Origin of the sequence: Chitinophaga sp. YR573 (assembly GCF_900110995.1) — a bacterium.
GTDB lineage: Bacteria > Bacteroidota > Bacteroidia > Chitinophagales > Chitinophagaceae > Chitinophaga.
On the sequence record NZ_FOJF01000001.1, the window covers coordinates 1,449,463 to 1,464,676 of the forward strand.

Here is a 15,214-nt window from a genome sequence, read left to right on the forward strand (position 1 = left end):
AAGATAAATTATTGCTACAAACACGGGGCTCCTAACGGAGCCTTTTAGTGTCTACAAATACTTTTGAGACAGCCTGGTTTTCATTCGGATACCTGATGGAGATGGATAGTCGTTTAAGCGATCCTCAGGCCCTATTTTTATTTTTGATACATCCTCTGGTTATCTTATTTCTCTATCTGCTTCTTCAATATTTCTAAAGTAACATTCCAGTAAAAAGCTAAATGTCTGTATATTTCTTCTGTAGGAAAATTACTCAACGTTAGCGTAAGGATTGTCTGGTTTTCTATTGGCGATAATATAAATTCAATGATGGAATAATTCTCCGGATCATCTGAAAGTTTTGACAATGAACTTAGATGATTGTACTGCAATTTCGTTCCCTGCTCAAATGCTAAAACAGTCCCGTTAGTCTCAAAATCTATCCCATGCAAATCACCACGAATAATTATCGGGCTTCCGGCTTTCCAGTCTGTAATGATCTCTAGTTCTGTTTCGAACATCCATTTCCTCATTAGTACCGGATTGGTCAATGTTTCCCATACTTCGGAGGCTGAAGCCTGAATAGTAACGGCTTTCTTAAATATTTCGCTGGATTGCATTTACAAATCTATGTTAGAAGGGTTTTCTGCAAAGAAAAATGTGCGCCTATACTTACACTATAATTTCAGCACTAAGGCATTCATTACAGGAGAAAGGCGGAAAACGGATCCGTTCTGAGGTACAGAAAATGAGCCTTTCTCTGCGGATAAAACATAATCCATTCCTTCAAATTGTGCATCCAGTTGTTTTGATCCTATCTTTTTAAAAGGCAGTTTAGCATTCCCGGCCGTATCCAGTTCCAGATACCAGTTAATAGTTTTATTACCCGCTATCGTAATTTTAATCTGCTGTTCACCCAGCTCCATTTCAAGTGTTCCATCAAACGATTCCAGAGGCCAGGAGATATGCAATTTCCCAGGTGTTGCATCACTAATAACCGGGTTTTTACCTTTGAGTAATATTGTCTGTCCGTTTTTAGTCGCCTTAAACCGTAATCCTGCGAGTTTATTTTGAACACTCCACAGATATCCGTCAACAATAGGCAATGTAAAGAAACTACACTCATTGGAAGTAGCAGGCTGGGTTTCATACACAGAGGGGAATTTCTCATCAAAAAGATGAATATCCCTGAATCTTAAAGTGCTGTCTTCCCATAAAAGATTCGCTCTGTAAAACCGGCTGTTAAACCATACTGTTTCACGATTACTACCTGGTAAATCATTATTGATTGTAACAGCAGTAGCAGGCGTAACTTTATAATGACTCCGGAACCACTCTCCTGATTCCGCTAATGTCTCCACCTTTATCTTTTTCTCATCTCTCAGTTTTTCAATCAATGGAAATTGTATGCCTAATCCTTTTGACATCGCATCCCAGGTGAAGGAATTTTCCTGTCCTGCCTGCGTATAGGCAAAATCCATGGATGCCCCTTCCACTAACTCCCTGAAAAACCAGTTTATCCAGGTAGAGTCTCCGCCGGCATGAGGATATACCGGTTCCAGTGTTATAACACCCTGCCTTACCGACCCAAGCTGATCATCATATTGGCGAACGGGATCACTTCCCAACATTCTGAAAATAGGCACAGGAATCTGTTCCGTTTCATGTTGAGCAGGCATATATGAATTGATCTTACTGGGATAATATGCCTGGTTCCAGTAACCACCCCACAAAGTATATCCATCTGTTCCATATTGATCCTTACAGTTACAGGATGCTACTATACCATATTTCTCATACATATACCTTAATGTATGCGCATCAATAAACCAGGAGCCTACTGACTTAGGATAATATCCAAAGATCTTTTTAAAATCTGCCATGTAAACATCTACCAGTTGCTCCCTTTCTTTAGGTGTATACCCGGTAGAGAAACCTATATTAGCATGCCAGTCCCAGGGATAAGCGCCTCTCCATTTAAGTCCTGCTTTTTCCACGAGTGGTTGCGGAATTTCCCACCATCCACCTATTTCAAAAGAATCCCGGGAAAGGCCCTTTAACAGCTTTTGATAACGGGGATCAATGAGGGCATCATACTGTAACAGGAAAGTTCCGCCGAGATGATATTTCTTCATCATCACAACCTGACTCACTACTGTCTGGTATAAAACATCTTCCGTAATATTCTTATCACGTGGCTCTAATAATCTTATAAAATTGACGATATTGACTATCCTTGGATGGTTATTGGGTGCATCTTTGAATGAACACAACAGACTGGATAAAATGATTGTAAGACCAATCCATTTGATTTTAAGCATAAAAAGGGCTTTATTAGATACCATAAATATATTCAAATATATCTATTGAACTTTTTCATATTAGCAGTGTTACTTTCCATGTATGACAAAATCATCTCTATTAATACTCCACGGTGCCATTGGGGCCTCTTCTCAGCTAAAAGCTATTGCAGAAAAACTATCTGTACACTATGAAGTACATCTTTTCGATTTCCCCGGTCATGGCGGAAAAGAACTGCCAGACAAACCGTTTTCCATACAGCTTTTTTCAGCTGCAGTGTTGAGTTATATACAGGAGAATAACCTACAGCAGTTAACTATTTTCGGTTATAGTATGGGAGGATATGTGGCCATGTATCTTGCTAAGTATAACCCGGAGTTTATCAACAGGATCATTACTCTTGGTACCAAATTTCATTGGGACGAAGCAACTGCCTCAAAAGAAATCAAAATGCTGGATGCTGCTGCCATCGTTGCCAAAGTACCGGCATTTGCGGCTACCCTTGAAAAAATGCATGCACCCAATAACTGGAAAGATGTCCTGCAACGGACAGCAGATATGCTGATAGAAATGGGCAGAGATAATCCCCTTAAACCGGAAGATTACAAAGAAATAAAGATCCCCTCTTTGATCATGCTGGGCGATAGGGATAAGATGGTTACGCTGGAAGAAACGGTGACTATATATAAAACCCTTCCTGACGCACAGATGGCAATGTTACCCGGTACACCTCACCCCGTGGAACAGGTGGATCCTGGATTAGTCAGTTATTTTATCATAAAATGAAGTGACAGCTTCCTGTCCGGTGTAATTGGGGCCTGCCTCATCACTGGCGCCTTTGTAATAAACGTCAAAATGTATGTTCCTGGGTCCGGTACATTTGAGGATTCTTGTTCGCGGGTTATATTCTATCCCTTTATTTTTGAAGATCGTTTTTAGATAGTTCTCTGTTTTACACCCGGAGATCTCGATATTATTCAGATCAAGATTAGCTATAAAAATCCCTTCCGGATTTAATGAATCGAAAGCGAGTTGAAGTACTTTTAGCTTATCTCCTACATAATGAATGCCGTGTACACAGGTGATTAAATCATACTTATCTTCTGACGACCAGTCAACAACTGATTTAACTTCAAAATCAAGGCATTTAACAGCTGGTGGTATATTCAGGAAAGTATCTATCAGGTCAAATCCTTTTAGTATCGCATGATCCTGCAAGTTCATTTCTGAGAGGTACGTAGCAGCCTGGATAAGTGCTTTTCCCTGTCCGCAACATAAGTCGAGCCACTTGACCTGACCATATTTCTCAATATATGTTTTAAGAAAAACTTCGGGTTTAAATTTGAATTCCTGTTCGTAACTGTTTATTCCGCTGGCATTACGCTCGCGATTCATTTTTGAATTTGCAACGATTGAAGACCAGATCAATTCTGATTCGGAAAGTAGCTTCATCTGAGTCCTTACTTTACAATCTGGCCAACACCCGTTAGTGGTTCGTTCTTTTCAACATCTTCTGATGTTTTCTTCAGCAAATTCCACCAACCGGCAAAACCTGGATCTTCATCAGGTTTTTCATTGGTTAATCCAACCATGTCTTTCCAGGCTTTACAATACAGGATAAATTTACTGAGGATATGTAAACGGGAATCGAGAGAAGTAGTGGCTGCGAAATGTAATCTGATCCCCTTTTCCTTTGATATTGAAAGAATGACCTGTTCTCCCCCTTTTGTAACAAAAGCGTATGCCTGAAGGTCTTCCGGCAGATCCGTTCTGAACATCCCCTTCTCTATCACCCCTAATGTATCCAATAGATTGGCGGCGATATAACTCCAGTAGTCTTTTGTAATACTATAGACCTGCGTCCATTTTTCGGTGACAGGTGAACCTGTAAATGTAGCATCCTCATCAGAGGGAAACCACATGGCATATTCAACATCTTTTAAACTGTCCCACTCTATCAGGTTCAGGTCCTGCTGAAACTCAACAATACACCTGGCAAGCGTTTTACCTCCTGGTTGATTACTAATTTCCAGGACCTGTTTGCTGAAAATCTTTTTGAAAAAGCTCATTATGTAGGTATAAAAGCGTTAGTAGTATAAATATAAGAAATATTCTATAAGTTTTATACTATTAACTAAGCTGATTTAATGGATCAGGCTCAATACCTTCTTTATATCAAGATCTGTTTTATTCACAATATCTGCTGCACTATACACCACTGTATAATCCGGCATCACACCATGCCCGAATACCGGATGTTTGGCCACCGAAACAAAACGCATCCAGGGGAATTCCACAACAACCCCGGTATTAGGTAATGTTAAATGCTGAATAGTACCTCCGCTGCAACCATCTTCTCCCCCGGCAGTTTCCCTTCCGATAAAGGTGGCGCTTTTACATTGCGCTTTAATGGCTGTAGCCGAATGTGCCCCTGCGGAAAAAGTAGCACCATCAATTAAAACGAATAGCTTCCCATTAAAATGATCTATGCTGTCAATGGCGATAATATTAAGCAAATCTCCTAAAATGGGCTTAAAGTTTATATGATAATAATTGCCTTCCTTATCACCAGGACTAAACCCTTCATTAAAACTGGCTGTCCGGGAAGTATCAAAATACTTCTCAAAATGGTTTATTGCAGGATTCGGTATCCTTGACTTTATATCGCTGATAATATGAAAGGCCGAATCCGCCAGGTAAGACAATAACTTAGCTGCTATCCTGATATCACCACCTGTATTATGCCGCAGATCAACGATCAGGGTTTTAATCCCTTTTGTATGTATCTGCTTAAATACGTCTTTAAATACAATCGTATCATTATACTGATAACTCTTCACTTCAATCCATGCAGTAGATGAGTTCTTTAAGAATCGAAGTGGTAAATCAGCGGCCTCAATCCAGCTTGTATCATTATCAGCCTGTGTTACAGATGATGTACTATTATCAGAACTATCAATCTGAATATTTTTCAAACTACCATCCTTTGTACGAATGCTGATATGATAAGGGGGCGCCCAGTGATAATACTTATTACAGACATCTTCAAACCCATCATATTCACTTAGAAATAATTCTTTAAAAGTTTCATTATACCCATCTCCTGCATACAAATCATATCCGTGATTAATGATCTCTGCAACAGGAGTATTATTCATACTTACTATTTCATCACCGGTATTAAGCTCTTTTGTCTGATGGGTAGTAACCCAGGCATGATGGTCCCGTACCAACACTTCAAAAGGCAAATGAGGCTCTTTCGTATTTTTATACCCGGCAGAATGCCTGAACTGTGTATGCCCGCAACGCAGATGACTCAGCAAAGGATAAACATGACTGATAAAATCAGTTTCGGACATAGGTTTATTGATAGACCTGGCCGTCTCCTCATACACTTTCTGTAAACTATCCACAGGTGTATACATACCATAAGCCGGATGCATTTCCTTAATAGACTTCCAGAGGATAGAAAGATCCTCCTGCATGCTTTTTACGGATAAAGTAGTTTCTGCCGGTTGATGACAGCCAACAACAATAATAGCTGCCAGTAAATAAAAGATGGTTCTCATTAAGAGTAAAATACAAAAAGTATTTACTAAAAAGAATAAATTGGAGCTATGATGCTTCGCCTTTACTTATATTGTTTTATACTATTGACGGCAAACAGGACATTCGCGCAAGAACCCCGTATTCCTGTACATGACCCTGTAATGGCTAAACAAGGCGATACCTGGTACCTGTTCTGTACCGGCCAGGGTATCAGCTCCTGGTCCTCAAAAGATCTGAAAAGCTGGAAAAAGGGAAACCCTATATTTAACACCCCACCCCAATGGGCCTTAACAGCTGTCCCCGGGTTCAAAGGACATATATGGGCTCCCGATATCAGCTACTATAACGGCCTATATTATTTATATTATTCAGTATCTGCTTTTGGTAAGAACACATCGTGTATAGGTCTTGCTACCAACAAAACATTAAATCCTGAGGATACTGCCAATTATAAATGGACGGATCATGGAAAGATTATCCAGTCCTTTCCCGGAAAAACAAACTGGAATGCAATAGATCCTAATCTGATTACGGATAAAAAAGGACATCCCTTTCTTGTTTTCGGTTCATTCTGGGATGGGATAAAAATTATACAGCTGAAAACAGACAGGATGAGTATTGCAGAAAGCACTGATAACCTTCCTACTATCGCAAGCAGAAATAAAGCAGGAGATAATGCTATTGAAGCCCCCTTCATCTTTAAAAAAGGAGATTATTATTACCTGTTTACTTCTATTGATTACTGCTGTAAAGGCGTGAACAGCACTTACAAAATGATGATAGGACGTTCAAAAAATGTAAAGGGGCCTTATCTTGATAAGAAGGGCGTAGATATGGCTCATGGAGGAGGTTCTATACTTTTACAGGGAGATAAGAACTGGTACGGTGTAGGACATAGTGCTACCTATACATTTGATAACATAGATTACCTCATTTTCCACGGTTACGATGCTACTGATAATGGTAAATCAAAATTGATAATAGATACCCTTGAATGGGAGAAGGGCTGGCCTTTAATAAAATAAGCCCTTTTCTGTCATAACAAAGTCATTTACCCGAAAAAATTCCCGATTGCGCAAACTGTTCCCTTTTCGTCACGTCAACTTTGCATTTCTATTAACAAAATTATAATGACGAAAAGACTTCTACTCTTAATCACTTTAGTATTTTCTATTACAACGGTATTTGCCCAGAACAGTGTCAAAGGGACAGTAACTACAAGCGATGGTAATCCAGCTGTGAATGTCACAATAAGAATAGAAAACTCTAAATGGGGTGATATCACTAACGAGAAAGGTGAATACACTATCAAATATGTAAAACCAGGTAACTGGGTATTAAAAGTATCTGCAGTAGCTGCAGCCTCTCAGGAGAAAGCTATCTCCATAGCAGAAGGACAAAACCTGCAGGTCGATTTTATACTGAAAGAAAATTCTGCACAGTTACAGGAAGTAATTGTATCACAGAAAAATGTAAAGAAAGAAACCAAATCGGTTGCCAGGATACCTCTTAAAGATCTTGAAAACCCACAGGTATATAGTTCTGTCTCCGCAGAGATCTTAAAGCAACAGGTGATTACCAGTTATGATGATGCCATGAGAAATGTTCCGGGCATTACCCGCACATGGGAATCTACAGGAAGGGCCGGCGATGGTGCTTCTTATTTCGCATTAAGAGGTTTTGATGCACAACCTACTATGTACAATGGTTTACCCGGTATCACCAGCGGTAACCTTGACCCTTCAAACATAGAGGAGATCCAGGTGATCAAAGGCCCTTCAGGGACCTTATTCGGGGGTAGCTTTTACAGCTATGGTGGTATTATCAATACCATCACAAAAAAGCCTCATTATAACAGTACAGAGGGTGAGATAGCCTACAACTTCGGAAGTTTTGGCCTGAACAGAGTGACTGCAGATATTAACACGCCCCTCAGTAAAACAGAGAAGATCGCATTACGTATCAATACAGCCTATCATTCTGAAAACAGTTTCCAGGATGCAGGATTTAAGAAATCATTTTTCATTGCACCAACACTGGCCTATGAAGTGAACGACAGGCTTTCATTTAATGTTATGGTAGAAATACTGCAGGAAGAAAGAGCCGTTCCCCCTGTATTCTTTAATTCAGACAGGTTTAGTCCGTTGGATTTTAAAACGATCAAAGAACTCAATCTCAATAATAATCTATCCTTTACCAGTAATGACCTGACGATAAAAAATCCAAGGTATAATTTACAGGGACAGATGTTATACAAGATATCCGATCAATGGACTTCCCAAACCGTTATTTCCCGTGGAACGGTGAAGTCAGACGGTATTTATACTTATATATGGGATGATGTATCAGGAGATAATTATTTCAGTCAATATTTCCATAACGAACAACAAACAATCAATACTACAGATATTCAGCAAAACTTCAATGGCGATTTCAAAATAGGTAAAATAAGAAACCGCGTGTTGATAGGGCTGGATTTCTTCAACAGGAATGTGATTGATAATGGCTCAGGCTGGGGTTTTGGCAGAAGTGTAACACCACAGGGTGATGTAAATTATGTAGATCCTTTTTCCGGAGATACCCTGGCACCCGTATATTTAACAAAGGCCTCTGTAAATAATCTGTTAGCCGGTACAGGTGTAAGCAACAGTAATGTTACCAACAGCTCCTATAGTATCTACGCTTCTGATGTGGTAAATATTACACGCAGACTGATGGCAATGGTTAGTTTAAGAGCAGATTATTTTGATTCTAAAGGAGAAAAAAGTGCATCTGATGATCAATTCCACCAGGTAGCATTATCTCCTAAATTCGGACTTGTTTATCAGCCCGTCCTGGATAAAGTATCTGTCTTTGCCAACTACATGAACGGATTTATTAATGTAGCACCAAGACAGATAGCAGATGCAGATGGTACCAATCCACGCTTAAAATCATTTAAACCTGAACATGCAAATCAGCTTGAGTTTGGTGTAAAAACTAATTTATTTTCAGATAAATTACAGGCTACCCTCTCTGTGTATGATATCAAAGTAGCAGACAGAGTAGTGGGTGTTGTCGGTAATGTAAATGATTATACGCAGGGTGGAAAAGTAAGGAGTAAAGGTTTTGAACTGGATATGAATGCACACCCCCTGCCTAACTTAAATCTGATTGCAGGTTATAGTCACAATGACATAAAAAATATAGAAGGAGTTGAAGGCGATTTCTATACAGAACCAGGTAGAGCTCCGGGTGGACAAGGCCCGCAGGATCTCGCCAACTTATGGGCAACGTATAAATTTACCACAGGAAAGATAAAGAACTTTGGTTTGGGCATAGGCGGAAACTATGCCGGTAAATACAAAGTGATCGATAACAGTGCTACCGGTGTTTTCTATCTGCCCAGTTACACGCTTATCAATGGAAGTGTATTCTATAATTCAGGTAAGTGCAGAATTACATTTAATGTAAATAACATTAACAACGCTGTATACTATATCGGATACTGGTCTGTGAATCCTCAAAAGCCAAGAAATTTTGCCGCAAGTTTTGCGTATAAGTTTTAAACTTTAATACATGATAAAGGCGCGATAATCGCGCCTTTATCATGTATACTTACTTTGCAGTAATGATCATCCCCTCTCCGGGAACCCATTTATCATATTCCATGTATTTAGCTACCTGTTTAGCTGCAGCCTCTCCCCTGATCTTAGCTACCAGGTGCAAAGCCCCATCAATGCCAGCCGATATCCCTGCCGTTGTTATTACTTTGCCATTATCTACAAACCGTACATCAGACAATACGTTGGCCTTGGGCACGTCCTTCTTTAAGTTTTCTATACTCTCATGAAAAGTAGTGACTGTTAAACCATCCAGGAAACCTGCTTTACCTAAAATAAAAGCACCTGTACAAACAGAAAAATAGTAGGATAGATTAGCCTGCTTCTTCAACCAGCTGATTACTTCCGGATCATTAGAGGCAGTACCTGCATTACCGCCAAAAAAGGCAATGATATCAGCTGCCGGAGCATCTGCTATACTGTAATCAGGTGTAATTTTAAGAATCCCCTGAGAGATAATCTGGTTCTTTGTTTTAGATACAATGGCTATATCAAATCCGGCATAGCTAAAAACCTCTAGCGGCCCCGCAAAATCCAATACTTCTACTCCATCCTGCAGATAGAATAATACTTTCATTCTTTTGGCAATAACACTTTCCTCTACAAGGTCCATTTTACAATGAGGACATTTACCGGGTGCGGTAAATACTATCTTATCACAATCATTGCCGCAGGGAGGGCAATAGTATTTAGTGCCTTGTGCCATCAGGTTTAATGTCATGGTGATGAAAAGAAATACGGTGCAGATGATTTTATTCATTTTCTTTTGATGTAAAGCTACTGTTAATACATTATGACAAAAAGGACAAGTATGTGCAGAATAAGGACATTATTTCTTCATTAACCGCCTGAGTTGATTCGTGCTTCTTAAGCCGCATTGATTCGCAGCAGCATGTAATGTTTGTCCTTCTTTTACCAGTTGTGCGGCTCGCGCTGCGCGTAATTTATCAAGATAAGCGCCAATCGTTAAATTGGTAGTCTTCTTAAAAAGCCTTGTCAGATTACGTGGGCTCATATTCACCTCATTGGCTAATAGTTCGATGCTCAGCTTTTCCTGTAAGGACCGCATCAAACGGTCCTGCACACAATGTATACGGTGTTCCAGGTGATTACGATATTGAGTAAATACACTTAGCTGAGGATCATCCTGCGTACGACGGAAATAGATCACGACTTCCTTGGCCACCTGGGCAGCCATATGTGCTCCCCATAACTGTTCAACAATATGTAATGCCAGGTCTATACCGGCAGATACCCCGGCACTTGTATAAAGATGATCTTCCTGTACAAATAAACGGTTTACCTGCAACCGGGCTTTGGGATACCGCTGGCTAAAACGTTCTGTGTATTTCCAGTGAGTAGTGCAGTTACGCCCATCCAGCAGCCCCGCTTCCGCCAATAAAAAAGCGCCGGTACATACGGAACAGACAATGATACCTTTTTCATATTGTTTTACCAGCCATTGCTGAAATGCATGAGAAGACTGTAAGAAAACATCATCTAACAATAATAAAGCATCCAATCCGGGCACAAACACAATATCCCCTTCGTTTAAATCCAACTGATCAAAAGGGACCAAATGTGCAAAAGACAACATGGCACTGCTGGTCCCATCAGACTCACCAGCAAAAATACTGCTGAAAAGTAATTTCACGGAAGCACCATAACAGGCCGCCTCATAGAATATATGAGCAGGACCCGTAATATCCAGTAAATGTACATTGGGAGGCAACATGAATACTGCCTGTCTGATTGATTCCATAATCCGGGTATTAAACTATACTTTTAATCTCTTCAATTAAAGATATAAAGATCGAATAAAAGAGAACATCAACAGATGGAAACAGGGTATACACAGAATAAATGGTATCTATGGGGAAATAAGCGCGTTATTTCGCTTATGAGGAGGATTTTGTTGATATGTATTAACTTAACTTTAACGTTACTGGCATACTCTCAGGTGAAGATTACGGGCACTGTAGTCTCAGAAGCCGATGGCAAACCATTAGGGTTTGCTAATGTATTTATCAACAATACAATGAAAGGGGCCACTACTGCTGAAAACGGTACTTTCACTATTAAAGATGTAGCCGCCGGTAAATATCAGCTCATCGCTTCTTATGTTGGGTATGAAACGATCTCTAATGATGTGGAAGTGATCAATGATAATATCAGCATCAAAATCACGATGAAACCTAAGGCGACTGTCTTAAAAGCATTCGAAGTAAAACGGGATCCTAACAGAGAAGCATATATTAAGAAGTTCAAAGAAACATTCATTGGGAAAAGCCTCAATTCCAAACTCTGTAAACTAATGAATGATGAAATCCTGGATATAGGATATAATAAAACGGATGATGCATTAGAAGCAACCACCGATGATTATCTCATCATAGAAAACAAAGCGCTGGGATACCGGGTAAGATTTCTGCTGAAACAATATACGAACTCAGAGAAACACAACTTCATTTCTTACTACGGATACGCGTTTTACGAAAACCTGCCCACTAAAAAGAAAGCACAGAAAAAGCTATGGATGGAGAACCGGGATAAAGCCTACAAAGGTTCCTCTCTGCACTTCTTCCGTACGCTGATCCAGGGAGATACACAAGAGGAAGGATTTACGATGAATGAGATTATCAGGAAGAAAAGAGTAACAGGATATATAAAGGACTCTACTGCATCTGAGGCGAAGATCATGCTAAGCAGAGATGCTTATGCAGAAGATGATACTTACGCCAACTATAGAATGCCCACACAATTGAAACCGTCAGAGTTAATCAGTCAGTCGGATTCTATACCCGAAAAATACATCCTGCACTTCGATCATTTTCTGCTGGTAACTTATACCAAAGAAGAGGAAGAAGCAGGATATGCAAAATTACAGGGCAGAAGACCCCGCTACCAGGAATCAATGATACGGTTTCAAAAACCCTATTGTATTTTCAGTAAAGAAGGATTGTGCGAAGATCCTATGGCAATGATTTTTAGCGGATACTGGGGATGGGAAAAAATAGCGGAACTGGTACCATATGATTATAAATCAAATTAGGCTAGCCTACAGTAATAAATGTACCATTGGTATGTAATAAAGGAAATTACCTATATTTAGCTCCATATGTTATTTGAATTTGTCGCCAATTATGATTTTAACTTTCTAAGCAGCTTTGCAGAGAAGTTTAATATTCCTTTTGATGGGGAAAAACTCATAATCCCTGGTTCTTTAGGAGAAGGCAGCATCCGGAAAATTGACCTGGGACCGGAATTTAAACTACTCCTGCATCAATATACATTTAAAGAAGAGTTTGTACTTAAATGTATAGCGCCTGCTGATAATCATGACATCATTACCATTCTCTTTCATTGTAATGAAGATCTGGCTAAATTATCCATTGACGGCCATGCACAAATTCAGTTTTCTAAAAATACGGATGCCGCCGTACAGATCACTTCCAGCATACTTGACTCGGAAACCCGTTTCCCTGCTAACAAAGAAATCAACTTTACTGTAGTCGGTATCAGGGCATCACTCCTGAGTTCCCTGTTAAGTACCGGTAAGCCGAATAACGTGATACAAATGGTAACAAGCGGTTCCCCTGAATTCCTGTTTTATGAAAGTCTGAGTCAGGACATGGGAAAGTTATTACATCAGTTAGCCGATACGAAAGAAGAAATCAATTTAAGCACCTTTTATTATAAGATCCGGGTACAGGAGTTACTATACCTGTTATTTGAAAAGCTGTTAAAGCGGCAACAACAACCTGTTCACAAAGCAGATATAGAAAAGTTATTCGTTGTAAGAGCAGCCGTATTATCAGACCTTAGCAATCCTCCCCGTTTAGAAGACCTTGCCAGGATGGCCGGCATGAGTGAAACTAAAATGCGTGATTTATTCAAACAAGTATTTGGAAACAGTATTTACAACTATTTCCAGAAAGCGAGAATGGAAGAAGCTGCATTTAAATTAAAACAGGCAGGCTATTCTGTTTCTGAAGTCGGCTATCAGCTTGGTTTTTCTAACCTGAGCCATTTCAGCCGCTTATTTGAAAAACATATTGGCGTAAAACCTAAAAAATACGCTTCCGGCAAATAGGACTATTTTTCAGTTAATCCAGGCTATTTTCTCCTTATACATTGTTGGAGATTTGTATCATAAAATTAAAAATTATGAACAAGATACTTGCCCCATACGCAAAACTCGGACTCAAGAATCACCTGGTAATGGCTCCTATGACACGTAGCAGAGCTACCGACAACATTCCTAATGAATTAATGGCCGAATATTATGGTCAACGCACAGGCGCAGGACTTATTATAACAGAAGGTACCGCCCCTGCTGCGGAAGGATTAGGTTATCCACGCATTCCAGGTGTCTTCTCTCAGGAACAGATCAATGGCTGGAAAAAAATAACATCCGCAGTGCATAGAGGCAACAGCAAAATCTTCGTACAGTTGATGCATACAGGGCGAATAGGCCATAAAGACAACCTGCCTGAAGGAGTGGAACTGGTAGGCCCTTCTGCTATGAAAGCCGCAGGGCAGATCTTTACAGATACTAAAGGGATGCAGGACCATTCCACACCCGTAGCCTTAACAACCGCAGGTGTAAAGGAAGTGATCAAACAACATATCACCGCTGCTAAAAACGCTATTGAAGCAGGTTTTGATGGTATAGAACTGCATGGCGCCAATGGCTACCTGATAGAACAGTTCTTAAATCCTAATGTCAATAACCGTACTGATGAATATGGCGGCAGTATAGAGAAACGTGCTGTCATAGCGATTGAAATGGCAAAAGGTGTTGCAGCTGCTATTGGTAAAGATAAAGTAGGTATCCGCTTTTCTCCGTTTAATACATTGGGAGATTTACAAGTTTATGCAGAAGAGGATGTACACCAGACTTATATTTATCTGGCACAGGAAATGGATAAAATAGGCATCGCCTACATCCACATTGGCGTATCTGCAAAGATTCCTCAAAAAACACTTGATGGAATACGTGTTGCATTTAAAGGCACTATTATACTTTGTAATGGCCTTACTCCTGCCACGGCAGAACAAACCTTAAACAATGGCTTCGCTGATCTGATTGCCTTTGGAAGGGCTTTTCTCGCCAACCCTGATCTGGACAAACGTATTGCAGATAATGCCGCATTAAATACACCGGATTTTGCAACAGCTTATACTCCAGGGGCAAATGGTTATACAGATTATCCGGTATTATGAATAATAGACTACATTCGTAACAGTACTTTAAAAGCTTATGGACGGCTTCTGAACAGATTTATCTTACGCTTATCCTTCGCTTAAAAGCGAAGGATAAGCGTAAGATAAATCTGTTCAGAAGCCGTTTAAGACCTGTTCTATCAGAATAAATACACTCATTATGCCAAGAGATTACATGTTAGATATGGTGGAAGAATTTGGCCGAACGCTGAGGGCTGTCCTGGACCTGAAGAACGAAAATCCGGTAAAAGCACTGGAGATTATCGCTACCGTTTTTCACGGAACAAAGTTCAGGGACAAAGTGTTCTTTGATAGTCTGAGTGCAGATCAACTGGGAAAGTTTATAGAAGATAACAATATAGATTACAGATCACTGGACCTGTTTATAGATCTTCTTTTAGAAGAGATAGATATCATTGCAGATAAAAAGCTTTTAATATCTAAAGTTGATTTCCTCATTCAATACACCTATCAGAAGGAAAGAGAACACAAGATATTTTCACTTAAACGCAACCAGCAGCAGGAAAGATTAAAGCCCCTTTTACAACGGTAAGCCA

Annotated in this window: 14 protein-coding genes; 7 read left to right on the plus strand and 7 right to left on the minus strand. The window is 39.8% G+C overall.

Going from position 1 to position 15,214, the window contains the following annotated elements; genetic code table 11:
• Positions 1-164: 164 nt before the first annotated feature.
• Together BMW86_RS06040 and BMW86_RS06045 are read right to left on the minus strand one after the other, a co-directional pair.
• Positions 165-599 (minus strand): SRPBCC family protein, encoded by a 435-nt coding sequence (locus BMW86_RS06040; RefSeq protein WP_089779930.1) that lies wholly within the window; start codon positions 597-599, stop codon positions 165-167.
• Positions 600-656: 57 nt separating this feature from the next.
• A complete protein-coding gene (locus BMW86_RS06045) occupies positions 657-2,300 on the minus strand; it encodes a hypothetical protein (RefSeq protein ID WP_089783578.1) in 1,644 nt (547 codons plus the stop codon).
• Between the two features lie 82 nt (positions 2,301-2,382).
• On the opposite strand from BMW86_RS06045, the gene BMW86_RS06050 reads away from it, so the two are divergent.
• Positions 2,383-3,066 (plus strand): alpha/beta fold hydrolase, encoded by a 684-nt coding sequence (locus BMW86_RS06050; protein ID WP_089779932.1) that lies wholly within the window; start codon positions 2,383-2,385, stop codon positions 3,064-3,066.
• Here BMW86_RS06050 and BMW86_RS06055 read toward each other — a convergent pair.
• From BMW86_RS06055 to BMW86_RS06065, 3 genes are all read right to left on the minus strand, one after another.
• Positions 3,040-3,675, minus strand: a complete 636-nt coding sequence (locus BMW86_RS06055) for a methyltransferase domain-containing protein (RefSeq protein ID WP_255372858.1) — start codon at positions 3,673-3,675, stop codon at positions 3,040-3,042. The two genes, BMW86_RS06050 and BMW86_RS06055, sit on opposite strands and share 27 nt — an antisense overlap.
• Positions 3,676-3,740: 65 nt before the next feature.
• Positions 3,741-4,349 (minus strand): hypothetical protein, encoded by a 609-nt coding sequence (locus BMW86_RS06060; RefSeq protein WP_089779935.1) that lies wholly within the window; start codon positions 4,347-4,349, stop codon positions 3,741-3,743.
• A gap of 75 nt (positions 4,350-4,424) precedes the next feature.
• On the minus strand, positions 4,425-5,849 hold the full coding sequence (locus tag BMW86_RS06065) for a S41 family peptidase (protein ID WP_089779937.1): 1,425 nt from the start codon (positions 5,847-5,849) through the stop codon (positions 4,425-4,427).
• A gap of 48 nt (positions 5,850-5,897) precedes the next feature.
• Between BMW86_RS06065 and BMW86_RS06070 the strand changes: the two genes are divergently transcribed.
• Both BMW86_RS06070 and BMW86_RS06075 read left to right on the plus strand, forming a co-directional pair.
• Entirely contained in the window at positions 5,898-6,854 is a 957-nt protein-coding gene (locus BMW86_RS06070) for a family 43 glycosylhydrolase (protein WP_255372859.1), read from the plus strand.
• A 105-nt stretch (positions 6,855-6,959) separates the two neighbouring features.
• The gene (locus tag BMW86_RS06075) at positions 6,960-9,377 is read left to right on the plus strand and encodes a TonB-dependent receptor (protein WP_089779939.1); all 2,418 of its coding nucleotides are present in this window, start codon (positions 6,960-6,962) and stop codon (positions 9,375-9,377) included.
• 49 nt (positions 9,378-9,426) lie between these two features.
• On the opposite strand, the gene BMW86_RS06080 is transcribed toward BMW86_RS06075, so the two are convergent.
• On the minus strand, positions 9,427-10,191 hold the full coding sequence (locus BMW86_RS06080; protein WP_089779941.1) for a DJ-1/PfpI family protein: 765 nt from the start codon (positions 10,189-10,191) through the stop codon (positions 9,427-9,429).
• A gap of 69 nt (positions 10,192-10,260) precedes the next feature.
• Positions 10,261-11,193: a GlxA family transcriptional regulator gene (locus tag BMW86_RS06085; protein ID WP_089779943.1), complete on the minus strand. Its 933-nt coding sequence runs from the start codon at positions 11,191-11,193 to the stop codon at positions 10,261-10,263.
• 138 nt (positions 11,194-11,331) lie between these two features.
• Between BMW86_RS06085 and BMW86_RS06090 the strand changes: the two genes are divergently transcribed.
• The 4 genes from BMW86_RS06090 to BMW86_RS06105 all read left to right on the plus strand — a co-directional run bounded on the left by BMW86_RS06090 (position 11,332) and on the right by BMW86_RS06105 (position 15,210).
• Complete coding sequence (locus BMW86_RS06090; protein WP_177189169.1) at positions 11,332-12,483, plus strand: carboxypeptidase-like regulatory domain-containing protein; 1,152 nt, start codon at positions 11,332-11,334, stop codon at positions 12,481-12,483.
• Positions 12,484-12,549: 66 nt separating this feature from the next.
• Positions 12,550-13,524, plus strand: a complete 975-nt coding sequence (locus BMW86_RS06095) for a helix-turn-helix transcriptional regulator (protein ID WP_089779947.1) — start codon at positions 12,550-12,552, stop codon at positions 13,522-13,524.
• Between the two features lie 74 nt (positions 13,525-13,598).
• Positions 13,599-14,657: an alkene reductase gene (locus tag BMW86_RS06100; RefSeq protein ID WP_089779949.1), complete on the plus strand. Its 1,059-nt coding sequence runs from the start codon at positions 13,599-13,601 to the stop codon at positions 14,655-14,657.
• 160 nt (positions 14,658-14,817) lie between these two features.
• On the plus strand, positions 14,818-15,210 hold the full coding sequence (locus BMW86_RS06105) for a hypothetical protein (RefSeq protein ID WP_143056499.1): 393 nt from the start codon (positions 14,818-14,820) through the stop codon (positions 15,208-15,210).
• Positions 15,211-15,214 lie beyond the last annotated feature (4 nt).

What these genes read in the sequence shown, in the direction of transcription:
- BMW86_RS06060 (WP_089779935.1), bottom strand. Translation starts at nt 4,349, where the DNA reads ATGAGCTTTTTCAAAAAGATTTTCAGCAAACAGGTCCTGGAAATTAGT.
- BMW86_RS06065 (WP_089779937.1), bottom strand. Translation starts at nt 5,849, where the DNA reads ATGAGAACCATCTTTTATTTACTGGCAGCTATTATTGTTGTTGGCTGT.
- BMW86_RS06090 (WP_177189169.1), top strand. Translation starts at nt 11,332, where the DNA reads ATGAGGAGGATTTTGTTGATATGTATTAACTTAACTTTAACGTTACTG.
- BMW86_RS06105 (WP_143056499.1), top strand. Translation starts at nt 14,818, where the DNA reads ATGCCAAGAGATTACATGTTAGATATGGTGGAAGAATTTGGCCGAACG.
- BMW86_RS06045 (WP_089783578.1), bottom strand. Translation starts at nt 2,300, where the DNA reads ATGCTTAAAATCAAATGGATTGGTCTTACAATCATTTTATCCAGTCTG.
- BMW86_RS06080 (WP_089779941.1), bottom strand. Translation starts at nt 10,191, where the DNA reads ATGAATAAAATCATCTGCACCGTATTTCTTTTCATCACCATGACATTA.
- BMW86_RS06075 (WP_089779939.1), top strand. Translation starts at nt 6,960, where the DNA reads ATGACGAAAAGACTTCTACTCTTAATCACTTTAGTATTTTCTATTACA.
- BMW86_RS06100 (WP_089779949.1), top strand. Translation starts at nt 13,599, where the DNA reads ATGAACAAGATACTTGCCCCATACGCAAAACTCGGACTCAAGAATCAC.
- BMW86_RS06095 (WP_089779947.1), top strand. Translation starts at nt 12,550, where the DNA reads ATGTTATTTGAATTTGTCGCCAATTATGATTTTAACTTTCTAAGCAGC.
- BMW86_RS06055 (WP_255372858.1), bottom strand. Translation starts at nt 3,675, where the DNA reads ATGAATCGCGAGCGTAATGCCAGCGGAATAAACAGTTACGAACAGGAA.
- BMW86_RS06085 (WP_089779943.1), bottom strand. Translation starts at nt 11,193, where the DNA reads ATGGAATCAATCAGACAGGCAGTATTCATGTTGCCTCCCAATGTACAT.
- BMW86_RS06070 (WP_255372859.1), top strand. Translation starts at nt 5,898, where the DNA reads ATGATGCTTCGCCTTTACTTATATTGTTTTATACTATTGACGGCAAAC.
- BMW86_RS06040 (WP_089779930.1), bottom strand. Translation starts at nt 599, where the DNA reads ATGCAATCCAGCGAAATATTTAAGAAAGCCGTTACTATTCAGGCTTCA.
- BMW86_RS06050 (WP_089779932.1), top strand. Translation starts at nt 2,383, where the DNA reads ATGACAAAATCATCTCTATTAATACTCCACGGTGCCATTGGGGCCTCT.